This window comes from Haloferax sp. S1W (genome assembly GCF_044593955.1).
Classification (GTDB): Archaea; Halobacteriota; Halobacteria; order Halobacteriales; family Haloferacaceae; genus Haloferax.
In genome coordinates this window covers 160,669-186,302 of record NZ_CP172595.1, presented here as the reverse complement: position 1 = coordinate 186,302, position 25,634 = coordinate 160,669, and the positions used below count along the sequence as shown (strand labels likewise).

Sequence of the window (25,634 nt, the reverse complement as noted above, 5' to 3'; positions counted from 1 at the left end):
ATAACAGTCAATAAACAATCATTATTGAGTTGGCTCTGAGTACCCCCACTGCGAACCGGCTAGATCCCCGATAATTAACACGCGTGTGACATACCAAAGGTATATTCTGAAGACATATAGTGCCATTTGGGTTCTCTTTTTAATACCCCTTTTTCACCGGCTTATATTCATGTACCAATAAGTTATTGACAATGATTTGTGACAATGAGCATCAGCTAGGCGAACAATTGAATATCATCCTCCAGAATTCCAAAGGTGCGCATGGAAAGTTGGCTCACTCCAGAAGTTGCCATTGTCCTGATGTATTTTGGGGTGATTCCATCGGCAGCAAACTGCTACGTGCTCTGGGAGGACCGACACAAGCCCGGCGTCCTCTGGTTTATCCTGTCGATGGCAACCGGCGGCGCGTGGGCCTTCCTGTTTGCGACCTTTACGCTCGTCAACGACCCCGGCGTAACGTTCGCCCTCGCGAACTTCTTCTGGGTGATGATACCGACGGCGGCCGCCACGATGTTCTTGCTCGCCTACGAATTCGTGTTCAAGCACAACGCCTCGCGAACGGTCGTCGCTGGTGTGTTCACGCCGATACTGCTCTTGTTCCTCCTGTCGTGGGTCAACCCCGATAATCTGGTGTTTACCACGGATTACCGAGTTGGTGCCGACGGGTTCCTGTACTTCCCAAACTTCGGCGGACCGCTCAAATTCCTCGTCACGAAGGTCTACGGCTATCTGCTCGTCTTCTTGGCCGCAGGGATGTTCGTCGGCGAGGCGCTTCGGACGAGCGGAACGCACCGCCGCCAGACGCTCTATCTACTCGTCGTCTTCTCTATGCTCATCCTCTCGACGATGGTCAAAGTCGCGGGACTGGTTCCAGTCTACTTCGACCTAACCTCGCTCGTCTACTCGCTTTCCGGACTACTGTTCGCGTTCTCTATCAGTGAACACGGATTGATGAAGTTCGTCCCGGTGGCCCGCGAACAGACCTTCCAGGAGGTCTCCGACGCAATTTTCGTCGTCAATCCCGAGGGAAACATCGTCGACGTAAACGACGCCGCCGCCGCCCTGTTCGGGCGGGCGACCCTCGGTCAGCGAATCGAGTCCGTCCTCTCCAAACACATGACCACCGCAGAAAACGGTGCGGCCAAGACGCTCGAACTGCGGCGCGGCGACGAGACGCGATTTTTCTCCATGCAGACCTCGACAATCTCCTACGGACGAGGCCTCGAAGGCGAGATTGTCGTGTTGAGCGACATCACCGCGCTCAAGAAACGAGAAAACGAGTTGGACCTCCTCAAACAGATTCTCTCGCGGGTCTTCAGGCACAACATCCGAAACGACCTCAACGTCATCGCCGGATACGCACAAATCATCGAGGACGCGTCCAACGGGGACGTTTCCGAGTGGGCCGGGAGAATCAACGACCGGTCTACGAAGATTGTCAATCAGGCCGAGAAGGCGGGGAAAATCGAGTCGGTATTTTCGTACGACGAGACAGTCCGTCGCTCGCTCGTCGAGGATATCGAGAGCGTGGAGGACAGCTATCAACTCCCACGCTCGGCGAGCGTCTGTTTCGATATCGACGACGTGGTTGTCGATGTTCATCCGCGATTCGACCTCGCAGTACAGGAACTCGTCGACAACGCGCTGACGCACCATATCGGACCCGAACCCCCAGCCATCTCCGTCTATACTGAAGTCACCGACACCAGCGTCACCCTCGTCGTCGAGGACAACGGTCCCGGACTCCCGTCGGTCGAAATCAGCGTGCTGAAAGCACAAGAAGAGACGGACCTCCAGCACGGGTCCGGCATCGGACTGTGGTTAGTCCACTGGATTGTCGCCCGGTCGAACGGCGAACTCACCACGGACGTGGCCGATTCAGGAACCCAAATCAGAATCCATCTCCCCCGATGCGAAGAGACTGACGGCACCTCCGATGACCAGCCGCACAGCGTCACAGAACAGACTGAGGGGCGAGATTTGACACATGAGAATGAAACGTAGCGAACGACTCGACGTGACCGTTGACGGTCGGCGTACCACCGCGATTACTCTCCGATTCGCATGACGTTAGGTGAACTCCGGTTTCTGTTTCTCAAATTGAACGTTTGGCTGTGTCTGGGGTCGGCGGCGATGGTCGCTATCTCCGCGGTGGCACTTTCGATTCCGCTCTCGGCGGTCGGTGTCGGCCTGCTACTGCCACCTCTCCTGTTTTACTTCATCTACGTCGAGGACCGCAGAAGCGTGTCGCCGGAAGACGAGGTGAACCAACCGTACCGCACCGAACTGGTGCGCCGACACCAGCGTTTCCTGCTCGTAACGGAGGTATTGGCCCTGGCAGGATACACTGGTCTGTTGAGTCTCCTCGTTTTCTCGCGCCCGTCACTCGGGGCGTTGCACCTCGTTCTCGGCCACCTCCCGCTTGTCGTTTTAGCTGTGTACGGGCACCTCAAACGACACCCAACGTTCGACTCCGTGGCTGTCGGGGCCACGTGGGCGTTCGTGGTCATCTTCGCGCTCGTGGTCTCGACGGCACACGACATTACGTTGGACCTCGGCGGCGTCTTCCTGGGGTGGTTCCTCATCGCCTTCGCAGGAGTCGAGTCCCGAAATATCCAGGATATCGACGGGGATTCACAGTCGAACAAGACGACGCTCGCCGGGTACCTCGGAAAGCAAGCGACTATCGTGTTGGTGGCAGTCGGGAAGTCGCTCGGCGTGGTTACGTTCTGGGTCGTCGCCGGACGGGTCGTTGCCGCACTGGCCGTCGGCTATCTCTTGGTCATTCGGCTGTTTCGGACGTTGACGCAGCGAGAGCCGGTCCAGATTCCCGAGTAAATGCTGTTCGAGTGGGGTTGAGTAGGTACTGTTCGAGTGGGGTCGAGTGAGTGCTGTTCGAGTAGCCGACTCCGGCTTATTTATTGCCGCCAGCGGAGTAGCCGGTTTGGATAAAGTCGCCGCAGGATTTGTCGTTGCCCGGCCAGGTGTAGGTGACGCCCGTCTTTACCTTGTTGTCACGGGTGTAGAGCGTCCGTACTTCGTCTTCGTCCTCGTAGCTGAAGTGCCATCCGACGAGGCTCACGAGGTCGCCGCCACCGCACGGGACTTTCTCGCGTTCGAACGGGTCTGTGACTTCGGTGATGACGAACGGTTTCGTCTTGTAGTCCTCTTTTCGAACGATGGCCGCGCCACCTTGCCCGTTTGCGCTGACCGTCCCCGCTCCGAGAAGGAGCGCACCGGTTGCGGCTCCACTTCGGAGGAGTGTTCGTCGGCTGAATGAGGCGGTGACATCGTCTGCTTCTCGGTCGGTCTCGGACGACGAGACGTTGGAATTCGTCATTGTCTGTGACGACTCAATATCACCATTTAACAGTAATTCATCGTACTATCCGAAACTAGTTGGATAAAAAACAACATTTGTGACGAATGAATAGTTGTTTGGGAAGAGATTCGCCCCGAGCGCGCCAGAATCGGAGTCTGCGGACGGTTCGGGAGGGCGAAAGACAGTTCAGAAGAAGTCGGACAGTCCCGCCTGTCCGTCGTCGGTCGTCGCCTCGCCCGCCTCGTCCGCCTCGTCGGCGTCCCTATCGAGTACGTCGTCGGAGGCGACATCGCCCGCGTCGCCGTCGCCCATCTCGTCGGTTTCGAGTTCGTCCATGCCGGCGAAGGCACCGCCAGCGTGTTCTTCGACCAGTTCCTCGCGCAGTTCCTCGGCGTCCTCGACGATGGACTGAACCTTGTTCGTCGTCTCACCGCTGCCGGTGACGAACGAGACGTGTGACTCGTCGAACTCGTAGTACGCCGTCATCGCCACGGTCAACTCGCGTGGTTTGCAGTGGTGCGTAATCGCCGAGAGGAACGGCAGCACTTCGCGTCGCGCCGTGGCCATGCTGAATCCGCCGTTCTCCGCAATCTTCCGGACGACGGTGTCGCGTGTCTTGTCCCGCGTCGAGCGGTACGGCGCGCCGCCGTATCGTGTCCATCCACCACGGGTTCGGTCGCGTGAAGCGGCAACGCCAGCGGCGAGGTTGTCGGTCGCATAGCGCCAATAGGAGTAGTTCTGCGTGGCGCGGACGCGACCAAGCCAGCGGTCGGCGTTGGCGAGGAACTCGTACGCACGGGCGAGTTCGTCCGTTTCGTAGACGAGAGACACCTTGTCCTCGACCCACTTCGTGAGGTCGTCCGGAGTCTCGTCCACGTCGTAGGCGGTGTAGAGCGCCTCTTGTGCGGACTTCTCTTTGAGGACGGCATCGAGGAATTCGAAGAGGCCAACGGAGCGGTCCCGGTCGCCCATGACGACGTTCTCCTCGGTGATTTTGTCGCGCCCCTCGGCGATGGCCTGCAAGTCGTTGACCGCCGAGCGGAGGTCGCCGCTGTTCATGTCCGCGATGCGTTCGAGCGCCGCCGATTCGAACTCGACGCCTTCCTTTCGACAGATGTCGCGGAGGACGGGGACGATAGAGCGCGACGACACGTCGCGGAACTCGATGTCGCGGCAGGCGTTCCGCAGGCCGCGACTCATGTCGTAGAACTCGTTAGCGATGAGGACGATGGGTTGGCTCGACGACTTGACGAGTTTCGTGATGGCGCTCGCGCCGCCGCGGTCGTAGTTGCCGTGAATGTTGTCGGCCTCGTCGAGGATGACCAACTGCCGCGTGGAGGTCCCCGCCGACGACCCGGCGAGGGTGGCGTTCTTCGCGGCGCGACCGGCGAAACGCTCGATTACGTCGGCGGTTCGCTGGTCCGAGGCGTTCAACTCGACTGTCTCCCACCCCATATCGGCCGCGAGCGCGTGGGCGGCGGAGGTCTTCCCGATGCCCGGACTGCCGTGGACGATGACCGCCTCTCGGTGGTCGTCCCACGTTTTGCCCCACTCGGCGAATGCGTCCCGGGCTTTGTTGTTCCCGCGCACCTCCGAGAGCGTCGATGGGCGGTACTTCTCCGTCCAGTCTACCATTACCGGAGGAAGGAACGAGGCGCGTTTAGTGGTTGCGGAGCAGCGGTCACTTACGCAGACCCGTCGGTCAACTCATCGAACGTTCCCGCTTCGCCTACTTCAGTCAGCGCCCGGTCGACCAACTCACGGACGATGAACTCCTCGTAGTGCTGCGTCTCACAGTATGCACACGGTTTCATCTCTCTCGCGACTGCCTCGATAGTCTCGCCGTGGTCCCGGTACAGTTGCTCGACGAGCGATTCGACCCCCGCCCGAACCGTCGCGCGCGCCTCGGTTAGTTCGTCGCCACTGTCCTCTGGAAGGACGTATGCGAACACGCGTGTGTTCGATTTGTAGTACTTGAGTGTCCCACCGCTGGCGTCTTCGAGCCGAGCGATTTCGACGAGACCAGCCTCTTTGAGGACGTTGACGTGGTGTCGGACTGTGGTCTCGACTTTCTCTTCCCCGCGCCGTGTCAGTTCCTCGTGAATCTCGTCGATGGTCATCTCCCGGTCGGCCAGCATGTCGAGAACCTTCGCGCGCACGTCGTTATCCAGCGCCTTGGCTTTCTCCGGGGAAGTCGTGATGACGTTTCGTATCGGAACATCGGTTTCGAGGAGGGTCATCCGTAGCAGCACCTACGGGTGTGAGTCTCCTAAGTCTGTCGCAAATGTATTGTACTACTTGAAAATGATTGATACCGCTATAATCTTCGTCATAACGCCTTTCACTGCCCGGCTCCAAATACAGGTGGCGATGAGTACCGTACATGTCCAGTACGACATCGGTGGGATGTCGTGTTCGTTCTGCACCGAGAGCATTCGCAAGGCGTACGAGCGGACGGAGGGCATAGAGGAAGTCAGCGTAAGCCTCGCCCACGAGGAGGTTCGAATCCGGTACGACAACGACGCGCTAAGTGAAGTCGAACTCAAGGATACGCTCCGTGACCTCGGCTACACCATCCGCGACCCGGACAAGCAGAAACAGTTCGAAGAGCAAAAGCGAGAAGTCGAGCGGGCGACTCGGCGGTTGACAGTCGCGGGTGCTGCGGCCCTTGTCACTGCTGGGTTGATGCTGTTCATGATTTTCGTTCGCGGAGCCTTCGAGTCCGAGGCGCTCTGGATGGACCTCGTCGCGCTGGGCCTCGCGCTGGGGACGATGTTCGGTCCCGGACGCTACATCATCGAGAAGGCGTCCAACAGCCTCCGCCGCCGCATTCTCAACCAGCACGTCCTCCTCGAAGCGGGGGCGTTCGCCGGACTGCTTGGCGGTCTCCTCGGCCTGTTCGTCTTCCCCAGTTTCCCTACCGTCCACTTCTTCGCCGTTTCGGTGTTCATCACCACCTACCACATCCTCTCGGAGTACACAAGCCTCATCGTCCGCACGCGGGCGTCGAGGGCCGTACAGAGCCTGCTCGACCTCCAACCCGACACTGCCCGGCGTATCCGCGCAGACGGCACGGTCGAAGAAGTCGATGTGAGCGAACTAGAAGTGGGCGACCGCGTGCGCGTCACTCCCGGCGAAAGCATTCCCGTCGACGGCAGTATCGTTGCAGGAGAAACCGCCGTAGACGAGAGCGTGGCGACGGGCGAACCCGTCCCCGTGGACAAAGAACCGGGCGACGAGGTGGTTGGTGGGAGCATCAACGAAACCGGAACGCTCCTCGTGGAAGTGACCGCCACCGGCGACGACGCGTTCTTGAACCGAGTTGCGCGGCAGATCGAGGAGGCGAGGACGATGAAACCCGGTGTCGTCCAGTTGGCAGACCGGATGCTGAAATACTTCGTCCCCGGCGTCCTCACTATCGCCGTCGCCTCCTTCCTCTTTTGGGCACTTACCCCGACCATCTGGTCAGGCGGTTCGCTCGGAAGTGGGGCAAACATCCAGCGTGGTGCGTTCGCAGCACTGGCCGTCCTCGTCCTCGGGTACCCGTGTGCGCTCGGGATGGCGACGCCGCTCGCGCTCATTCGAGGCGGCGGACTCGCTGCGGACCGGGGGGTACTGCTGCGAAACGGGGACGCGTTCCAGATAATTCAGGACGTGGACACCATCGTCCTCGACAAAACCGGAACCATCACCGAGGGCGAACCGGCCGTCGAAGAAGTCGTCGCGTTCGAAGGCGAGGAAACAGACGTGATTCGCCGGGCGGCGAGCGCAGAGGCATTCAGCGAGCACCCGCTCGCGGACGCGGTTCTCAACTACGCGGCCGAGTACGACACCGAGTACTCCGTTCCGGACAAGTTCGAAAGTGAGACCGGAAAGGGAGTCCGAGCAGTGGTCGGACCGGAGCGGGTTTTGGCCGGAAAACCCGATTGGCTCGTCGAGGAGGGAGTCGATACGGCTCCTGCCCGAGACGACATCGACCGACTCCAGAACCGAGGTGAAACTGTCGTTTGCGTGGCTGTGGACGGAACAGTGGTCGGGCTGGTGGCAATGGGTGACCCACTGAAAGACGACGCCGCCGGGGCCGTCGCGCGAATGCAAGAAGTCGGACTCACCCCTGTACTGGCCACCGGCGACAACGAACGGACCGCGAACACTGTTGCACAGGAAATCGGAATCACCCGCGTGTTGGCGGACGTGGCTCCCGAGGATAAGCGAGAAGAGATACGTCGGTTGCAGGGCCGGGGCGAGCGCGTCGCAATGGTCGGTGACGGCATCAACGACGCACCCGCGTTGAGTCAGGCCGACGTTGGCATCGCCATCGGTGCAGGAACCGACATCGCAATCGAATCGGCGGATATCGTGCTGATGACCGACCGACTCGGAAGCGTGGTTGACGCATACGAGATTGGAACGAGCAGTTATCGGAAGACGAAACAGAACCTCCTTGCGGCGTTCTCCTTCAACGGTATTGGCGTCACCGCCGCAACGACGGGCCTCGTCCACCCCGTGTTCGCTATGATTGCGATGGTACTGTCTGTCTCGGTCGTCCTTGCGAACAGCTTCGCCGGACGGCTCACCGAATGAATTATCTCAAAAACACGTCTGCCACTACCTATCACGGATAGTTTGGTGCAAACAACACACTATTAACTCGCGGGCTCCCACGATGTACACGGAGATGGCAGGGTACACGCAGGGCATCCGCCGAAACTGGCGGCAGTTCGCGCTTCAGTTGCTGACGGTGTTCGCGGTTGGGCTGACCATCGGGTCAGAGCGGAACGTCGTCCCCATCCTCGGAAGAGACGTTCTGGGCGTCGAATCGGTTCTCCTCATCGGCTCGTTCGTCGTCAGTTTCGGCTTCGTGAAGGCACTCCTCAACCTCTACGGCGGGAAGTGGGCCGAGACGTACGGTCGAAAACCGATTCTCGTTGCAGGATGGCTCGTCGCCCTGCCGATTCCCGCCATCCTCATCTTCGCGCCGAACTGGTGGTGGGTCACGGTCGGAAACGTCCTCCTCGGTGTCAATCAGGGGCTCGCGTGGAGTATGAGCGTCAACGCGAAAATCGACCTCGCGGGGAGCGAACGCCGCGGATTGGCTGTCGGACTGGACGAAGCCCTCGGCTACGGGGGCGTCGCAGTCGGGTCGTGGGTGACGGGCGTCATCGCCGGACAATATGGGCTTCGACCCGCCCCGTTCGTCTTTCTCGCTGGCGTCGTCGTCCTCGGCCTCCTCCTGTCGGTGTTTTTCGTCGAGGAGACGCTTCCCTACGCGGAGGCTGAGGCCGAAGCAGCGTCAAAAGCGGTGGCAGACGGTGCCGACTCGGGCGCGAATCTCCCGTTTTCGACTATTCTGAAGCGTGCAACGTGGGGCGACAAGACGCTGTTCGCCGCCGCACAGGCCGGGAGTGTCGAGAAGTTCGTCGATGCGCTGGTGTGGATTGCGTACCCGCTGTATCTCACGTCGGCCGGGCAGTCGGTCGTAGATGTCGGCGTTGTGGTCGGTGTCTACGGCGGCGTGTGGGGTGTCCTCCAGTTGTACACCGGAAAGCTCGCCGACGACATCGGGCGTCGGCCCCCAGTTGTCGCGGGGATGTTCGTCGCTGGGGGCGGGGTCCTTGCGACGACGTTCGTCTCTGGACTCGTCCCGTGGACGATTACCGCAGGCATCACCGGCGTCGGGATGGCGCTCTTGTATCCAAATCTCATTACTGTCGTCAGCGACGCGGCCCACCCGACGTGGCGCGCGACTGGACTCGGCGTCTACCGGATGTGGCGCGACGCAGGGTACGGGTTCGGTGCGATTCTCATCGGTCTCGCGGCCGACCTCGTCTCGGTCCGAATGGCGTTCTACGTGACCGCCGCCGCGATGTTCGTCTCCGGCGGCGTCGCCTTCGTGTGGATGCGCGAGACGCATCCTGAGTTCGGGGACTATCAATCCTCGACGGATGGGGTGACAGGAAGCATCAGCGACGACTGAGTTATCGACGGATACGACGACTGACTCAGACGCGCTGCTCAGTGCTCACACGTGTCAACCCACAGAAAATTTTATTATATCCCTCCGAGTGGCCTCTGGTCCATGTTCCCTGATGAAATTGTCACCCCGCGGCTTCGGCTTCGCGCCTTGTCGCGGGAGGTCGTCGACCCGGTGGACGCCTACGACTACTTCGCCGCCTCGCGGTCGGACACCATCGAAGAGGAGACGAAGTACGTCACGTGGAACCCACACCAGACGCCGAAAGAGGAGTACGACTTCCTGAAGCAGGCCGAGAAGGGTCACGAGAAAGCTGAAAACGCCATCTACGCCATCTTCCCCCGCGAGAGCGAAGACGGCGCTGGCGAGTTCGCTGGGACCGCCGGGTTCGCCCCCGAGTGGGACACGCGTCGCGCCGTCTTCGGCATGTGGCTCCGAAAGAAGTTCTGGGGGCGGGGCTACTCGGGTGAGCGCGCCGCCGCGCTTTTTGCCACCGTCTTCGACGTACTCGACCTCGAACTCGCCTACGTGCAAGTCGTCCCCGAAAACGAGAAGTCGATTCGGGCCATCGAGAAGTACATCAACCGCTTCGGCGGGCAACACGACGGCCTGTTCCGCAATGTCTCGGTTGACGTCGACGGAACGCCCCACGATGTTCACACCTACTCGGTGACGCGCGAGCAGTGGGAAGACGCGACCGGCGGCGAGTACGACGCCGAGTTCCGCTGGGAGGACCGCGAATGAGCCACTTCTTTCCCGAAACCATCGAGACGGAGCGCCTGCGACTCGTGGCCGCGAACCCGGAGACCGTCCATCCGCTCGACGTGTACGAGGCCTGTTCGCACCCGGAGATGGACGAGGTGACGACGTACATGCCGTGGTCGCGCCACGAGACGCCGAAGGTCTCGAAAGACTTCCTCGACGACTGCGCGTCGAAGTGGGACGACGCCGAGAGCGCCCAGTATGCGGTCTACCCACGCGACGGGGAGGACGGCGCAGGCGAACTCGCTGGCTTCGGTGGCATTCACACTGAGTGGCCGCGCCGCGTCGGCACCCTCGGCTTCTGGCTTCGGCCGCAGTACTGGGGCCGAGGCTACTCAGGAGAACGCGCAAAGGCTCTCGCGGCGCTCGCCTTCGAGGTGCTGGACCTCGAAGTCGTCGAGGTCAAGCACGCCGTCGCCAACGAGAAATCGCAGCGCGCCATCGAGAAGTACATGGGCACGCTCGGTGGCGGCCGCGACGGGCGGGACCGGAACAGCCTGCCGGTCGAAGACGGCGTTGCCGACCAGTTTGTCTATAGCGTCTCGCGCGACGAGTGGCAGGACGCGACCGGCGGCGAGTACGACGCTGAATTCCACTGGGACGCGGGCGATAACTGATTCGGCGTCGGTTGCTGTTCGTCTCCGAATTGAACGACAAAGCCTTGCACGACGGCCACGAGACATATACCGGAGACGCACAATCGGTTCCGACACCATGTCAATGACAACCGGGTCAGCCAGCAGTTCGACACAATCGACGGGTAAAACGGTCGGTCTCGGTGCGGTGGCCGGGTTCGGTGCGGCCCTGCTCGGGTACCTCGTGACGTACGTCGCAACCTCGTCGACCATCGAGAATTCGACCGCGAGTCAGATACTCGAAGCCCTTGGCTCGGACATCTCGACGTGGAAAGTCGTCGGCTGGGTGTTTCTGAACGCCCATGGCGTCTCGACGACGTTCCCGGGACTGTTCGGAACGACCTCGTCGGTCAACCTCATCGAAGGCGTCGAGGCGTTCTCGCCCGTGCTGTACGCCGTCCCCGTGATTGCACTGCTCGTGGCGGGCGTCGTCGCAGCGGTCGCTAGCGGGGCGTCCGCTGCGAAGTCGGGGGCGATAGCTGGCGGCGGAACCGTGCTCGGCTACCTGCCCGTCGCACTCGCTGGCCTCGCGCTGTTCGCTGTCACCATCGGCGATGCGACTGCACGGCCCGACCCCGTGACGACCGTCCTCCTCGCCGGTCTCGTCTACCCCGCCGTCCTCGGTATCGTCGGCGGTGTAGTGGTCTCTGTTCTGCGGTAGCGTTCAGACTGTCGTTCGAGGAGTGACTACAGGTCGCGGCCGACGAGTTCTCCCCAGTGGTCGAAGCCGTAGCGGTCGTAGAACGCCCGCGCCCGGTCGTTCGCCTCGTCAACGTCGAGGAGCAACCGGTCCAGCGGGAGGTCCTGCGAGCGCGCGTGGTCGAGGACCGCCTGCATGAGCGCGTCAGCGACGCCCGTGCCGCGGAACTCGGGTGCGACGAATAGTTCGTTGAGGACGGCCGCGTCCCAGATGAACGTCAGGTCTTCGGGAAGCGCGAAGGCGTAGCCGACGAGTTCGGAACCAGCGCTCTCGGTCCCGCTGTCAGCACCCCCATCGACCGATGCGACGACGATACACCCGGGGTCGTCCGTCGCACATCGCTCGACCCACGAGAGGTATCGCTCGCGGTAGTCGTCTGTGAGTTTCGCCTCGTATTTGTCGAGTTTGTCGTCGCCGCCGGTCCCCTCACCGATTCCCAGTTCGAATCCGCGCTTGAGTTCCCAGAACGCGTCGGCATCCGCCGCCTCGAAGGGACGCACCGTCACGCCCTCGGGTGTTTCGCTCATGCAAAGCGGTGAGTCGGCATCCGATATGAACCCTCGGAGACGGCCGGTGTCACTATTTCCCGTCTGCTCGTCGCCGCTCGGCGAGCAAACGCCCCCCGACGACACCGCCACCGAGGATGACCAACATGAGTTCGAGTCCCGACGACGCCAGCGGAGCGATTCGCTCGACGTTCTCGGGTTCAGTACCCGGCGACGGGTCCACCGCGGTGCTGTAGTGGAAGTTCTCCGTCGTCGCCGGTGACACATCGGAGTTGAATTCGACGAACGTCTGGACGAATCCGCGGGTGCTCGACAACTCGGCTTTGCCGTTCACCGCATAGAACGCGTCGTGCAGCGGATAGAAGGCGTTGACACCGTTGGTAAACAGGTCGGGGAAGATGCCGCCGCCGAGGAGTGCGGCGAGCGCGACCCACGCAACGACGACGCCGCGGGACCCCCACCGAGTGCGAACCAGTGAATCGCGTCGAATTCTGGTGTCGTACAGGAGGAGTGCGCCGAGCAAGAGCGGGAAGAAGAGCGTGTGGAGGAGGGCGCGATGACTCCCGGGGAGGAGCGTGCTCGTAAACGAGTCGAGGTCGGGGACCGCCGCTGCGACCAGGACGACGGCGATACTCCGCGTGTCGAACCAGCGACCGAGCAACGCCGCCCCGACGAGTCCGCCCACCGCGACGTGGACGAGTGTCGATGGCATACCAGACCGTGACGCCGCGACGAACTTGAGCGTTCCCCGGGGGTTCGTCAGGCGACGACTACCCCTTTCGACACGCTTTTGCGGGACACTCTCGCAGTGTGTCGCATGTCCCATCCCCCCGTCGTATGGAGGTGTGACCGGTGACCGCGGCACCTCGCGACGACCTCGCCCGCCGAATCGCGGGAGAGATTACGCTCTCTGACGACCCGGGTGCGACCCTCCGGAAGTGGCGTACCGACTTCGACATCTCCCAGACAGCCCTCGCCGAACAACTCGACGTGTCATCGTCAGTCGTCTCCGACTACGAGAGCGGCCGCCGCGAGAGTCCCGGTATCGGCGTCATTCGGCGGATGGTCGAGGCCCTCCTCGACATCGACGAGGCCCGCGGTGGCAGTCGCATCCGACAGTACGCTCGCGTCCTCTCGGCCGGGTTCGAAAGCGACATCGTCCAGGACCTTCGGGAGTACCCGACTTCGATTCCGCTGGACACCTTCTACGACGCCATCGGTGCGACAGAAATCATCAGCGGCGACGAAGACCGCATCAGCGGTCACACCGTCATCAACAGCATCCAAGCGATTACTCGCCTCTCTTCCGAGGAGTTCTACCGCCTCTACGGTCAGTCGACGAGTCGCTCGCTCGTCTTCACCGACGTAACCCGTGGCGAGTCGCCACTCGTTGCGATGCGCGTCGTCACCCCCACGCCGAACGCGGTCGTCCTCCACGGACTCACCGAAGACGAACTCTGGGAACACGCCCCATCGCTCGCGACTATCGACGGGTTCGGGCTCGCGGTGACGGACCGCGACCTCGACGAGATGCTCGAAGCCCTGCGAAAGCTTCCCTGATCGGCGCGCGACCGCCTCATACTGTTCGATTTTTCAGACTGTCTCCCGCAAAGGGAAAAAGAACGAAGCGTGATGACGACGACGTATTCTTCATGAACCTTGGTGAACTATTCCCATACCTCCAACGGGAGTTCGTCTACCCGGTTTCGACCGACCACGTCCTCGAGCAGGCGGGAGAGCTCGAAATCGATGCGCCTGACCACGAGGATTCCGAGACCATCGAGTCCATTCTCACCCGACTGGGTTCGGAGACCTACCGGTCACCGAACGAACTGTACACCACGATTATCGGGTCGGTAACTGACGACTACATCGGTCGCAAGTTCTACGACGACCGCGGCGCCGACCCGGCGGAGACGTGGGCCGCTGCGGGCGACGAAGATAGGTCGTTCTGAGAGCGGTCCCGCGTTCACTCTGTTCACGCGGACGGTCCCCGCTACTCGACGTACTCGTACTTCCGAAGCGCGAGGCGCGCTTCGTCTCCGCGTTCACTCTGTTCACGCGGACGGTCCCCGCTACTCGACGTACTCGTAGCGGCGCTCGTTCATCCGGCCCCACCCAGTGAAGACGAACTCGTCTTCAGGCTGAGTGAGTTCTTCGACTTCGATTTCCTTCTCGTGGTTGTGGACGTCGTGGATGAGTTCGTACTCGTCGAAGGTAATCTCCTGTCGCGCGGCGAGTTGCTCGTCCACGTCGAGGGCTTCGATTTCGTCGAGCCAGTTCTCCTGAACCGTCTCGGCGTGAATCTCGGCCTGCGCACCCGAGCCGTAGGAGCCAACGAGGAGCTTCTTTCCGACCATGTCCGTGCCAGCCTCGGCGGCGGCCTTCAGCGCCGACACGCGAGCGATGTGAACTGAGCCGGTGTACCAGTTGCCGACGCGGCTAGAGATGTCGAGCGTCGGCTCGATGACGCGGCCGTACCACTCGCGGTACTGCTCGGTCGTCTTCAGGTCGTCCATGTAGGCGCGGATGGCTTCCTCATAGTCGTCCCACGTCTCGAAGTCAACTTCGCGGGGCTGCCGACCGATTTCGGATTCGAGTTCGTCCTCGATTTCGGTGTCGCGGGTCATGTGCCGGAAGCCGAGGAGCGCGGCCTTGCGGACCATCCCCGGGAACGGCGTGTGGAACGGAATGTACTCGAAGAGGTCGGGGTGTGTGCGACCCGCGACGCTCTCGTAATCTTCGAGCGCCTCGCGCATGCGAGCGAGATACACCTGCATGGAGCGCTTGCCGTCAACCGAGGGGAACTGCTGGTTCGGCTTCAGGAAGTCCGTCTCGTCCATGCTGCCGTAGCCCTGCTCGGTCGAGAGTTCGACGAGGTCCGGGTCCTCGTCGATGAGCATCGCAACCGCACCGGCACCCTGCGTTGCCTCACCCGGGTCACCGCGCTCGTAGAGGGCGGTGTCGGTGGCGATGACGAGTGCTGCACGGCCGCGATTCCGACCGGCCTTAATCCAGTTGTACGCGTCGTCGAGACTCTGCGTCCCGGCGATGCAGGCGAACTTCCGCTCGCCCTTGTTCGCGTGGCGGAAGTCACCGTCGAACACCTGTTCGAGACACCCAGAGATGTACGTCGAAACCGGCTTGGAGTTGTCGAACGCCGACTCGGTGGCCACGTCGATGCGGCCGATGTCGTCGGGCGTGAGACCCTTTCGCTCCATCAGCTTCTTTGCGGCGTTCGCCCCCATGGTCACGATGTCTTCGTAGACATCGGGGAACGACGACGTTTCCAGACCGAGGCCCTTCGTATACTTTTCCGGGTCCTCGCCCTTCACAGGCGCGAAGGTGTTGGGAAGGTCTAAAACGAGTTTGCCCGTCCAAATCTCGATGGCATCGATGCCGACGGAAGTCATAGTCGGTCATACAAATCCGGGGGATAAGGTTTTGTCGATAGTTCGTTACGTCGAACGTCGAAGTTACGGGTCGCTCCCGTCAGCGGTGTCGGTGACGACCTGCTCGTCGACGATGATACCGTCGCTATCGACGACGCGGACGACGATATCGTAGGGGTCGCCCCCAACGCCACCGTGGCGGTATCGGAGCACCGCGTTCTTCTTCGGACTCGAATCGGTACTCCTCGCCCACAAGTGGTCGTGGTTGCGGAAGCGGACTTCGGTCCGGGCGAACTCCCCACCGCTGTTGTTGACTTCGACGGTGACCTGATACTCGCCGTTGTCGCGCTTCGTCTTGTCTTTGACCGAGACGCTCGAAATCGTCGGGCTACTCGGTTTGACGAGCGTTCCCTTCTGTGACGGGTCGGTTCTGTCCGCAACGTCGGAGATGGATTCCTCAACGAGCAGTTCTCCGTCCTCGCTGTAGGCTTTCACCGTGATTTCGTACGAGTCACCCATCGTACCGCCGTGGAAGTACCGCGCAGTCCCTCGGAAATCGGTGGTCCAGAGGATGCTGTCGGCCCACGTGTTCTCCCGGTCGTCGACCGAAACCTCGACCCAGCCGTCGGGGTCGGCGTTCGAGATGTCGTAGGAGATGTCGAACTCGGTGTTCGAGTACCGACTTCGGTCCTCCACGCGGAGGCCGCGAACCGCGGGTTCGTCATCGGGCGCTCCGTCACCACCGTCGGTAAACGTGAACTGGAGTTCGTCACTCGTCGTGCCGTCGGCTTCGACGTATTCGTACGTGACGCGAACTGTCACGTCCTCGTCGCTGAGATCGATTTCCTTGTTCCCGTTTGCGTTCTTGTAGAGCGGGCCGAGCGTAACCGTCGTCGATTCACCCGAATCGACCGTTCGGTCCCCGATACCGGGAACCGCGTCCACGAGTGGAATCAGTCGCGGGTCTGAATCGAGTCGCTCGCGGGTCTCCGCGTCGTACAGCAACCAGAACATGCCGGTCATCCGAGTCCAGTCGCTGTCCGCCGCGCCGGTGAGTTCGGCCGCCGTCTCGCTGTCGGGGTCGTCGAACGGCCACCAGTCCTCTTCGACGTACACGTCGCCCGCACTGGTCTCGACGACACTCACGCCCGTGATTCGAACTTCGTCTTCGGCGTCGTTTCGCAGGTCGAACCGGATGTGGTCGGCCTCTTCGTTCGACCGCCCCTTCGCGCCATCGCTCTTGCCGGGATTGCCCTCGTCGTACCCGTCACAGTCGTTTCCGTGGCCGTTGTTGTTGTCGTCCGTCTCACCACAGAACGCGGTTCCCGTCCCTGTGACGTACCGGAGCGTTCCCGCCCGGACGGTCGTATTTGCTGTCTCCGACGCATCGCCGTCAGAGACGATGACGCTCGCATCGTATTCGCCGCCTTCGTCGTAGGTGTGCGAGACGGTCGACGAATTGGTGGTCTGCGTCGCCCCATCGCCGAAGTCCCACTCGTAGGTGAGGGAATCGGACTGACCCAATCCGAGGCCGAGGTCGCCGTCCGAAGACCCGCTCGCGTCGAAGGTACACGCCAGTCCCGTACAGTCGGCGTCAAGGTCCGCGGTCGGTACTTCGTTGTTCGCGAGGAGCGTGATGTTCACCGTGTCGGTGTCGCTGTATCGCTCTTCGGTGGACGTTTCGGTGACGGTGAGTTGGACCGTAATCGACCGATTCTCCACGAGCGAGAGCGGTGAGACGGTGAGCGTCGGCGTGGCGCTGGTCGAGTTCGTGAGCGAGAGGTAGTCGAGAATCGGGTCGCTCTGGTTTTCGGCGACAGCCCACTGGTAGGTGAGTTCGTCGCCGTCGGGGTCGTAGCTTCCCGTGCCATCCAGGGAGAACGTCAGGACGCCGCCGGTCCCAATCGTCGCCTGTACTCGCTGGCCGTCGATACGAGCGAACACGTTACTGTGCCGCGTCGTATCGAAGACCGGGCCTGCGATTCGTTCGGCATCGTTGTCTTCGCCCCCGTCGTCGCCGTTGTCTTCGTCGTCACCATCGCTGTCGTCACCATCGCTGTCGTCACCATCGCTGTCGTCACCATCGCTGTCGCCATCATCATCTTTGTCGTCACCATCGTCCTCGTCGTCGCCATCATCCTCATCACCAGTCCCTTGCTGGTCTTCTCCGGCATCCGCTTCGGGCGGCCGGTTCAGTCGTTCGACGACGAGCGTCGTCTGGTCGGTCGTGGAGTTCCCCTCGTCGTCTTCGACTTCGAGTTCGACAGTGAGTTCGTGGTCTCTGTCGGTGATGTTCTGTGTGACTTCGACGACGGGCGTCTTCGTCTCCGTTCCGCTGGCGAAATCAATCTGCGAGTCGGAGAGTCCGTCCCAGTCGGCGATACGCCACTGGAAAGTCACGTTCCCGCCGTCGGGGTCCGCACCATCGCCTGAGAACTCGGCGGTTTCGCCCACGCGACCCTCGATAGTCCGCTGGTTTCCGGCGTCGGCGGTGGGGTCCGCATTCGCACCGGGGTTACTCCCGCTTTCCTGCCCGACGCCGATTTCGGATTCGAGGTCTTCGTTCTCGTTGTCGATGACGACTTCTGTCCGGAAGACGACGCGGTCATCCTCGTCGTCGACGAGCAAGACTGTAATCACCTCTCCCGGGGGTTGACTCCAGTCTATCGTCGCTGTCTCACCGGAATCGAATGTCGCGTCGCCACCGGTGAGGTTCGCGGCCGTGAGTGTGAACACCTGCTCTTCGCTCTCGTTTCTGGCGATGACCCGAAGTTCGTCGGTCGAAAACGAGTCGCCACCGAGGTGGTGAAGCTTGAGCGTCGATTGCGTCACGGTCGCGCGGAAATCCGCCGTGGCGACGGCCTCGGCGCTCGCATCGCTCGTCTGGCCGGTTTGGACATCTCCGAGATAGAACACGCCGAACGTCCCGACAGAAAGGATGACGATACCAACGAGTAGAATCGTCCCGATTTGCTCTACTTGCGCGCGCGTGTCGGCGTGGAAATTCATGAAGCGTCCCGTGTTTGAGTGTTCAGCCGTCCGAGAACATCTCTCGGCCGAGAATGTTGTGTATTCTGTAGTGGATACAGGGATATGAACTCTCTCCCCACGTTACCAAAATTGAAAAGCGACGGATTCAGCTTCCGTCGGCCGTTTCGGTCGTCTGGTCGGACGCGGTGTCCGTCCCGTCGTCGGCGGTGACGCGAATCGTGTAGTCCTCTTCGTAGCCGCCATCTTCGCGGAGCGTCGTCGTCCGCGACTGGCCGTCAGTGTAGGAGTTCACGGTCGTACTATCGACGACAGAGCCATCCCGAATCAACTCGACTTCGACGCTCTGGACGCTCCCGTCGGGGTCCGACGCGCTCCACGTCACGTCGAACTCGGCGTAATCGTGCCCGTTACAGTTGTTCCCTTCACACCGGCTGTTGTCCGTGACGCTCTCGATGGTCGCACTCGGGGCGTCGTTGCCTCCGGTGCCGCCTGAACCGCCCGATGATGACCGAATCGTGACGTTGAGCTGTACGTCTTCGACGTTCTCCGGCGAGAACCCGACGCCCAAATCGTCGTACGTCGCATTGATGCGGTCGTCGCCCCCGCTCGTCGTCGCGTTCGGTGCCTCGTAGGTGAAGACGAACCGGTCGTTGGAATCGACGTACTCCATCCCATCGACGACGCCGTTGTGTTGCGATTCGGCCCTGACCGACGCCGCCCTCGGGTTGTTGAATTTGTCACGGGCTTCGACCACGAACTGGTATCTTTGACCTTCGGTCACGTATTCGAGGCGCTCGGCAGCGGTGAGATACTCCGCATCGGGGCGCGTCGCCCCGCTTCCGAGCCCGATTTTCGCCATCCGGAGTTGGTAGGTCGTGTTCGATTCGAACGTCAGCCTGACCGTCCCGTCCGGCCCCGATTGAACGTTACAGACGTACGCGGAGGCTTTGGTGTCCGAGTCACACGACGGGTCGTAGTCGCCGGTATCTTCGAGGTTCGACTGCCAGTCGGCGGCGGTGAGCCTCGTCGGAACGTCGACCTGAATTGGCTCGTCGCTCGTGTTGTTCGTCACCCGAATCGTTCTCGTGGCGGTGCTGAGCGACTGCGGAGTGATGACGAGACTGCTCGACGCCGCGCGGGACAGTTCCCCGTCGACGACGACCAGGAAGATATTCTTCTGGTCGACCACCGACTGGTCGACGAGCGAGACGTTTCCGTCGTCGTACTGATTGACCACCACCGTGTTTTCGTACACCGTCGTCGGCGCGTCTTCGTACCGGGTGTAGCCGGGGTCATAGACGAGCGCCGCCGTCTCGTATTTGTGGTCAGTTACCCCGTCCCAGAAATCGTCCGTCTCGGGACTGTCACGCCCTGTTGTCGACCCGACATCGGCCACCGCGTTCCTGACGGTGAGGTTCCCGAGGGACGAGGTTCGTATCGTTCCCGTCGGTGGCGGTGGATTGACGAACACCGTCCGCGGTTTATATCGCGTTCCGAGCGAGACGACCGTTGGTGAAGGTGCTCCGGTTGTCGCCGTCGTGAGAATCGACGCACGGAGTTCCTGCATATCGGTCTGGACCGCCCTGCTGTGTTCGAACTCGGTCGCGCGGTTCTCTTGGGGGACGACTGTCGCCTGGTAGATGGATAGGGAGATAACGATAAACCCTAACAGGAGGACAGCACCGACCTGTGCTGCGACTCCTCGACGGTCGTCCCAGAAATTCATCGTACGTGTACGCGGAACAGACAACTAAAAAGCCTCCCCTCCAGTTCTCACCGATTGAAAGGGGGAAACGAACGAGAGAGGCCGAGTTCAGTCTTCCTCTTCGACGACTTCGGGTTCCGCCAGTCCGCTCTGGAGACTGTCGAGTCCGTTGACCCACTCGGTCACGAGACCGAACTCGAGGTCATCGAGCACGTCGATGTCAAGTTCGTCACCGGCGATGACGTTCGTCCCGACCTGCACGATGTAGCCGAGTGCGGCGTCGAGGTCGTCGTTGGCTTCGGCGTCCGCAGCGGCCTTGATGTACTCGTCCATCTCGTCTTCGAGTTCGGACGGTCCGGCGACGATGTACTCTTCGGCCGCGAAGAAGGCACAGGAGAGACTCGTCTGGACGCTCCCGATGAGAATCTGCGCCGCTTCGCTCTCGGACTCGAACTCGGGTTCCGACATGACGATGTCGTGGACGGTCGAGAGTTCGTCGAGCGCGCCGTCCTCGTCGAGCGTGTCGTCGTCGTAGGCGGCGAGAATCTTCGCGATTGCGATGGCGGCGTCGTTCTGAATATTCATCAGCAGACGACCCGTCTCCTCGCTTTCGAGGTCCAAGTCCTCTTCTTCGACGCGCGTTAGCCAGTTCTGCCAGCGTTCCGGGGAGTAGTATCGTTCCTCGGCCTCGGTCATACCTACAACCTCCCGTGCCGGACTCAAATGCCTTTCTTATCCGACGGCACTTTCGGACGTGTCATCGTGGGGCGTACGACCACGCTCACGGTCGAGCGTCGCTCCGTTGGTCGCCAGTCGTGTCACCTCACCGGTCGAGCGTCGCTTCGGTGTCGATGTCGTAGACGAGCGCGGGCGTCTCGACGTGTGCGTTTCTGACGGCGTCGTCGTATCCCGCTTCGAGCATCCAATCTACCCGCCGGGGAACCGTCTTCGGTCCCATCACCGCTCCCGGACGGTCCGGGTCGTCGATGAAGTCAGTCTCCATGAGGAACGGGTCGCCTCGCTCGACTGCGACTTCGAGACGCTCGCGGTCACTCATGACGCTTGGTGTGCCACCCGTGAGGTACCCCTGTGCGTAGTGCTTGACGACGCGTTCTCGCGGGACGCCGCGCTCGTCGGCCCAGTCGGCAACGTCCGAGAGGTCGGTCGTTGATTCGGTGTGAAGTTGCAGGGCACAGTCGCAGTCGGCCGCGAGGTCGAGTCCGTGTCTGAGGACCGCGTTCGAGGCATCCCAGACGGCGTCAGTGACATCGTAATGCGGGCGACCGGATTTGAGCGCGAGTGCGTCGCCCGAGCGCACGTACTCCGCGGCGACATCAAGGCCAGCGCACATCAGGTCGTAGGCGTCGTCCGGGTCGAAGCCACGCTCGTCGACCAACTTCGAGACGAGACCGGGGTGGACGCCGAGGACTGGCCATGCCTTCCCGTCGAGGATTGCTGATGCTTCACAAACGACTTCGAGCGTCGTCTCGAAGACCGGACGGAAATCCTCGCCCGTCTCGACTTCGTGGCCCAGTAACCACGACGGTTTGTTCACGACCAAGAGGTGCGTTCCGCCGCTTCGAGCGAAGTCCTTCACCGCCTCGACGCCGCGTCCGTGGACGGGGTCGAGGTGGAGGTGGTTATCCACGACCGGTGTGTCGAACGTCTGCATGGTCGAGTGGTCGGCCGGGGCGGGAAAAAACGAACCGTTCGCGTACGACCGCTCAGCCGTCCGGGTCGTCCACGGCGTTCAATCGTCGTCGCTGACGATGTTCAATCGTCGTCGCTGACGATGTTCAATCGTCGTCGCTGTCGGTGAGTTCGTCGAGTGTCACAGCGTGTGTCGCCGCGTTCTGGAGCGCGTCGGACCGGCCGTAGCTTCCGGGCGCGATGGCGACTGTTCGAAGGCCGTACTCGTTTGCCGTCTCCAGTGCGGGCTTGAAGTCGGTGTCTCTGGAGGCGACGGCGATAACATCCGCACACCCTTCGGCGGCGAAGCGCGTGAGGTCGACTGCGAGTTTCACGTCGACATCGCCACTCGTGATGACGACTTCGAAGCCGCGCGCTTCGGCCGCCTGAATGAGTCCCGGCGTGGCGTGCTCGTCGAGGTAGAGTCGCATCGCGCTCATCTGGTCGCCGAGCGAGCGTGCCGCGTTCCGAATATCATCGAGGTCAACGTCGAACTCCTCGCGGAGGACGTTCGGTCCGTCCACGAAGAGGGCGACTCGGCCCGACGGGACGCCGTCGGGACCGAACAATCGCCGCAGGAGGTCCATACACCACCTCACCCAGTTTCGTGCTTATATATTTCGAGCGCGGCCGCAGGTTGCGAGATGTGAAGGAGAACGTCCGCTCGTTCGAATTAGCGGGAAATTATTATATAATTTATTTAAGTTTATGAGAGCTTTTCTATTTACGCTTGAAAAATATAGTGAAAAGCGAATTTCAGTCAAGCTAACAAATATTGCCTCACCCCACTGAGACATGGTTGCCCATGGCAGGCACACCGAACTTCGACAGACGAACCTTCCTGAAACTAACTGGTGCAGCGGGTCTCGCTGGAATGGCTGGCGTGACCTCCGCGACGCCCGGACGCGAACCCGGGCCGAAGAAAGACGAGATTCTCGTCGGCGTTTCGAAGACTGCCGACAGCCCGCGAGCGGCCGTCGAACAGCATGTTCCGGGTAACGCCGAAATCGTCCACGAGAACGAGACGCTCAGCTACGCCGCGGTCAAGTTCCCCTCGAAGGCTCCGGCGCACGCTCAGGACAACTTCATCTCGGCTATCACGAAGAAAGACGAAGTGAAGTACGCCGAGAAGAACGCGACGTTCGAGGCGCTCTATACGGCGAACGACCCCAAGTATGGGAGTCAGTATGCACCCCAGCAGGTCAACGCCGACTCCGCGTGGGACACGACGCTCGGTAGCTCGAACGTGACTATCGCCGTCGTCGACCAGGGTGTCATGTACGACCACCCCGACCTCTCCTCGCAGTTCGGGTCGGACAAGGGCCACGACTTCGTCGACAACGACAACGACCCGTACCCGGACGTGCTCTCCGACGAGTACCACGGGACGCACGTCGCCGGCATTGCCGCCGGGACGACGGACAACAACGAGGGTATCGGCGGTATCAGTAACTCGACGCTTCTCTCCGGTCGCGCGCTCTCTGAGTCCGGAAGCGGTTCGACGAGCGACATCGCGGACGCCATCGAGTGGGCCGCAGACCAGGGCGCGAATGTCATCAACCTCTCGCTGGGCGGTGGCGGCTACACGTCCACGATGAAGAACGCCGTGTCCTACGCGACGCAGCAGGGTTCGCTCGTCGTCGCTGCTGCTGGTAACGACGGCCGGAACGGCGTCTCCTACCCGGCAGCCTACAGTGAGTGTGTTGCCGTCTCGGCGCTCGACCCCGACGAGACGCTCGCGTCGTACTCCAACTACGGCGACGAAATCGACCTCGCCGCACCCGGGACGAACGTTCTCTCGTGCTGGACGACGAGCACCGAGTACAAGGAAATTTCCGGGACTTCGATGGCGACGCCCGTCGTCTCCGGCGTAGCCGGTCTCACGCTCGACGTGTACAACCTCTCGCCGTCCGACCTTCGAAACCACCTGAAGAACACGGCGGTCGACATCGGACTGAGCTCTTCGAAGCAGGGCGCAGGCCGTGTCGACGCAGCCAACGCTGTCACCACTGAGCCGGGTGACGGCGGTGGTGGCGGCGGCGGTGGCGGCGGTTCGACGGAAACGACCATCGATGATTCGCTCTCGTCGTACTCCGACTCGGACTGCTGGTCCTACACGTGGGAGTACAGCTCCCCGTCGCAGGTCGTCGTCGACCTGAGCGGCCCGTCCGACGCCGACTTCGACCTCTACGTGAACGAGGGCTCCGGAACGTGCCCCTCGACGAGCAGCTACGACTACCGCTCGTGGTCCACCGACAGCAGCGAGCAGATTACCATCGACAACCCCGACACGTCTGCCGACCTCGCCATTCTGGTCGACAGCTACTCGGGCAGCGGCAGTTACACGGTGACCATCACCGAGAAGGAGTAATCGCCAACTGACGGTACTGGCAGGGTGACGGCATCCCCCCGCCGTCTCCCACTGCCTGACGAGCAGGCATCGGCGCCACCGCGCGAGAGTGCAAGAACGCAGGTGGCTAGTGTCCATGACTGTGACATCTTCATGAGCACAGAGGGCCACGGTCTCTGAGCGAATCCACTCGAACGGAACCTCGACCCAAGGACTGCGCACACCGTGGCACTCTTCTCTCATCACGAGGCCCGACGTACTGATACGACTTCGTCGCCTAGTGCCCCCCATGACAGCGACCCCGAACGCGGTGACGGTCGGTATCCTGTCGTTCCACAACAGTCGGGAGACCAAGGCAGTTTGCAACGCGGTGGAGGCGCTCGGCCACGACGCCGTCTGGCTTCACGAAGAGGCGGTCGGTATCGATGTCTCGGAAACGGGTGTTGCATTCGAACCAGACGTGGATGTCGTCGTCAACCGACTCCTCCTTTCGAAATCGTCGTCACCCCTCGAAGACCTCTCTATCGCCAGTTGCTACGCCGCGGCGCGGCCCGTCCTCAACGACCCGCGAAACGTCCTCTTCGCAGTCCACAAGCACGCGACTGCAACCCGACTCGCGGCGGCAGATGTTCCTGTCCCGCACAGTTTCCTCGCAACCGACGAAGCGACACTGAACGCCGCGCGAGAGTCGTTCCAGTTGCCGTTCGTCTACAAGACCGCCATCGGGACCAACGGCGGCGGGACGTGGCTCGTCGACCACGAAAAGTCGCTCTCGTCGACTGTGGACGGTCGCCGAACGTTCATCCAGACGTATCTCTCGATGGACGACGACAACCAGCGCGACCTGCGCGTCTACGTCGTCGGCGACGAGATTATCGGCGCGATGTATCGATACGCCCCGACGGGCGACTGGCGAACGAACGTCGCCCTCGGCGGCCAAGTCGAAGACGCCACTGACGACCTTTCGCAGCAGGCTGCAGGCATTGCCCTCCGGGCGGTCCGCGCCCTCGGTCTCGACTGCGCGGGCGTCGACCTCATCGAAGGACCGGACGGATGGCTCGTTCTCGAAGTCAATCCGACCGCCGGGTTCCGTGGCCTCTTTCGTGCCACTGGGCACTCTCCGGCCGTGTACATCGCCCAACTCGCGCTCGAACGCGTCGGTCACACTGTCGACGACGAGTCGGTCGAACAGCTCTCGCACGTCCTCGACGGGACGCCGCCGGACGATTCGCCGTCGTCCGTCCGTGACGACTCGGTTCCCGTTATCGGCTACGCCGAGCGCGCGACCGTCACCGGAACCAGCGGCTCGAAAGAGGTAGTCGCCCACATCGATACGGGTGCCGCCAAGACGCGTCTCGACTCGGAACTCGCGGCCGAACTCGGCGCGGAGCCGCCGCCGGTTATCGACGACGAGGCCCACCCGCAGGTCGATGTCATCGTCGAACTCGACGGCCACCGACAGACCGTGACAGCCGTTCTCATTGAGGACCGCGAGAACCCGCTCCATCTCGGCCGTGACGTGCTCAGAAATTTCTACATCGACGTTCGTCACCGCGTCCGGGACGTACCGGATAGATAAACCAGCCTTGCTATATCAAGCCAGTTCGT

The 25,634-nt window shown here is 61.8% G+C and carries 22 protein-coding genes; 11 read left to right on the top strand and 11 right to left on the bottom strand.

The window, feature by feature from the left end; all coding sequences use genetic code 11:
• Nucleotides 1-339 precede the first annotated feature (339 nt).
• Nucleotides 340-2,004, top strand: a complete 1,665-nt coding sequence (locus tag ACH9L7_RS00955) for a histidine kinase N-terminal 7TM domain-containing protein (RefSeq protein ID WP_396611887.1) — start codon at nucleotides 340-342, stop codon at nucleotides 2,002-2,004.
• 129 nt (nucleotides 2,005-2,133) lie between these two features.
• On the top strand, nucleotides 2,134-2,838 hold the full coding sequence (locus ACH9L7_RS00950; protein ID WP_396611886.1) for a UbiA family prenyltransferase: 705 nt from the start codon (nucleotides 2,134-2,136) through the stop codon (nucleotides 2,836-2,838).
• A gap of 76 nt (nucleotides 2,839-2,914) precedes the next feature.
• Here ACH9L7_RS00950 and ACH9L7_RS00945 read toward each other — a convergent pair whose 3' ends face one another.
• The 3 genes from ACH9L7_RS00945 to ACH9L7_RS00935 all read right to left on the bottom strand — a co-directional run bounded on the left by ACH9L7_RS00945 (nucleotide 2,915) and on the right by ACH9L7_RS00935 (nucleotide 5,562).
• Nucleotides 2,915-3,340 (bottom strand): hypothetical protein, encoded by a 426-nt coding sequence (locus tag ACH9L7_RS00945; protein WP_396611885.1) that lies wholly within the window; start codon nucleotides 3,338-3,340, stop codon nucleotides 2,915-2,917.
• Between the two features lie 168 nt (nucleotides 3,341-3,508).
• Nucleotides 3,509-4,957, bottom strand: a complete 1,449-nt coding sequence (locus tag ACH9L7_RS00940; RefSeq protein ID WP_396611884.1) for a replication factor C large subunit — start codon at nucleotides 4,955-4,957, stop codon at nucleotides 3,509-3,511.
• A 50-nt stretch (nucleotides 4,958-5,007) separates the two neighbouring features.
• Nucleotides 5,008-5,562 (bottom strand): ArsR/SmtB family transcription factor, encoded by a 555-nt coding sequence (locus ACH9L7_RS00935; RefSeq protein WP_396611883.1) that lies wholly within the window; start codon nucleotides 5,560-5,562, stop codon nucleotides 5,008-5,010.
• 130 nt (nucleotides 5,563-5,692) lie between these two features.
• Between ACH9L7_RS00935 and ACH9L7_RS00930 the strand changes: the two genes are divergently transcribed.
• From ACH9L7_RS00930 to ACH9L7_RS00910, 5 genes are all read left to right on the top strand, one after another.
• On the top strand, nucleotides 5,693-7,906 hold the full coding sequence (locus ACH9L7_RS00930) for a heavy metal translocating P-type ATPase (protein ID WP_396611882.1): 2,214 nt from the start codon (nucleotides 5,693-5,695) through the stop codon (nucleotides 7,904-7,906).
• A 94-nt stretch (nucleotides 7,907-8,000) separates the two neighbouring features.
• The gene (locus ACH9L7_RS00925; RefSeq protein ID WP_396611881.1) at nucleotides 8,001-9,299 is read left to right on the top strand and encodes an MFS transporter; all 1,299 of its coding nucleotides are present in this window, start codon (nucleotides 8,001-8,003) and stop codon (nucleotides 9,297-9,299) included.
• A 102-nt stretch (nucleotides 9,300-9,401) separates the two neighbouring features.
• Nucleotides 9,402-10,040, top strand: coding sequence for a GNAT family N-acetyltransferase (locus ACH9L7_RS00920; protein WP_396611880.1), 639 nt, complete (start codon nucleotides 9,402-9,404; stop codon nucleotides 10,038-10,040).
• Complete coding sequence (locus ACH9L7_RS00915) at nucleotides 10,037-10,675, top strand: GNAT family N-acetyltransferase (RefSeq protein ID WP_396611879.1); 639 nt, start codon at nucleotides 10,037-10,039, stop codon at nucleotides 10,673-10,675. Before ACH9L7_RS00920 ends, ACH9L7_RS00915 begins: the two co-directional genes overlap by 4 nt.
• Nucleotides 10,676-10,772: 97 nt before the next feature.
• Entirely contained in the window at nucleotides 10,773-11,354 is a 582-nt protein-coding gene (locus ACH9L7_RS00910; protein ID WP_396611878.1) for a transporter, read from the top strand.
• Nucleotides 11,355-11,380: 26 nt separating this feature from the next.
• On the opposite strand, the gene ACH9L7_RS00905 is transcribed toward ACH9L7_RS00910, so the two are convergent.
• Complete coding sequence (locus ACH9L7_RS00905) at nucleotides 11,381-11,920, bottom strand: GNAT family N-acetyltransferase (RefSeq protein WP_396611877.1); 540 nt, start codon at nucleotides 11,918-11,920, stop codon at nucleotides 11,381-11,383.
• 52 nt (nucleotides 11,921-11,972) lie between these two features.
• A complete protein-coding gene (locus ACH9L7_RS00900; RefSeq protein ID WP_396611876.1) occupies nucleotides 11,973-12,611 on the bottom strand; it encodes a metal-dependent hydrolase in 639 nt (212 codons plus the stop codon).
• 140 nt (nucleotides 12,612-12,751) lie between these two features.
• Here ACH9L7_RS00900 and ACH9L7_RS00895 point away from each other — a divergent pair, with 140 nt between their 5' ends.
• Both ACH9L7_RS00895 and ACH9L7_RS00890 read left to right on the top strand, forming a co-directional pair.
• Nucleotides 12,752-13,459 carry a helix-turn-helix domain-containing protein gene (locus tag ACH9L7_RS00895; protein ID WP_396611875.1) on the top strand — a complete coding sequence of 236 codons (708 nt, stop codon included), beginning with the start codon at nucleotides 12,752-12,754 and terminating at the stop codon, nucleotides 13,457-13,459.
• Between the two features lie 92 nt (nucleotides 13,460-13,551).
• Nucleotides 13,552-13,854, top strand: coding sequence for a hypothetical protein (locus tag ACH9L7_RS00890; RefSeq protein ID WP_396611874.1), 303 nt, complete (start codon nucleotides 13,552-13,554; stop codon nucleotides 13,852-13,854).
• A gap of 120 nt (nucleotides 13,855-13,974) precedes the next feature.
• Here ACH9L7_RS00890 and hmgB read toward each other — a convergent pair whose 3' ends face one another.
• The 6 genes from hmgB to ACH9L7_RS00860 form a co-directional block, all read right to left on the bottom strand.
• On the bottom strand, nucleotides 13,975-15,312 hold the full coding sequence (gene hmgB, locus ACH9L7_RS00885; RefSeq protein ID WP_396611873.1) for a hydroxymethylglutaryl-CoA synthase: 1,338 nt from the start codon (nucleotides 15,310-15,312) through the stop codon (nucleotides 13,975-13,977).
• Between the two features lie 63 nt (nucleotides 15,313-15,375).
• The gene (locus ACH9L7_RS00880; RefSeq protein ID WP_396611872.1) at nucleotides 15,376-18,300 is read right to left on the bottom strand and encodes a PKD domain-containing protein; all 2,925 of its coding nucleotides are present in this window, start codon (nucleotides 18,298-18,300) and stop codon (nucleotides 15,376-15,378) included.
• A gap of 127 nt (nucleotides 18,301-18,427) precedes the next feature.
• Nucleotides 18,428-20,008, bottom strand: coding sequence for a hypothetical protein (locus ACH9L7_RS00875; protein WP_396611871.1), 1,581 nt, complete (start codon nucleotides 20,006-20,008; stop codon nucleotides 18,428-18,430).
• Between the two features lie 87 nt (nucleotides 20,009-20,095).
• The gene (locus ACH9L7_RS00870) at nucleotides 20,096-20,683 is read right to left on the bottom strand and encodes a DUF2150 family protein (protein ID WP_396611870.1); all 588 of its coding nucleotides are present in this window, start codon (nucleotides 20,681-20,683) and stop codon (nucleotides 20,096-20,098) included.
• A 127-nt stretch (nucleotides 20,684-20,810) separates the two neighbouring features.
• A complete protein-coding gene (locus ACH9L7_RS00865) occupies nucleotides 20,811-21,659 on the bottom strand; it encodes a TatD family hydrolase (protein ID WP_396611869.1) in 849 nt (282 codons plus the stop codon).
• A 124-nt stretch (nucleotides 21,660-21,783) separates the two neighbouring features.
• Nucleotides 21,784-22,263, bottom strand: coding sequence for an NYN domain-containing protein (locus tag ACH9L7_RS00860; RefSeq protein WP_396611868.1), 480 nt, complete (start codon nucleotides 22,261-22,263; stop codon nucleotides 21,784-21,786).
• Between the two features lie 218 nt (nucleotides 22,264-22,481).
• On the opposite strand from ACH9L7_RS00860, the gene ACH9L7_RS00855 reads away from it, so the two are divergent.
• Together ACH9L7_RS00855 and ACH9L7_RS00850 are read left to right on the top strand one after the other, a co-directional pair.
• A complete protein-coding gene (locus ACH9L7_RS00855; protein WP_396611867.1) occupies nucleotides 22,482-24,047 on the top strand; it encodes a S8 family serine peptidase in 1,566 nt (521 codons plus the stop codon).
• 268 nt (nucleotides 24,048-24,315) lie between these two features.
• Nucleotides 24,316-25,605 carry a RimK family alpha-L-glutamate ligase gene (locus ACH9L7_RS00850; RefSeq protein WP_396611866.1) on the top strand — a complete coding sequence of 430 codons (1,290 nt, stop codon included), beginning with the start codon at nucleotides 24,316-24,318 and terminating at the stop codon, nucleotides 25,603-25,605.
• Nucleotides 25,606-25,634: the final 29 nt, after the last annotated feature.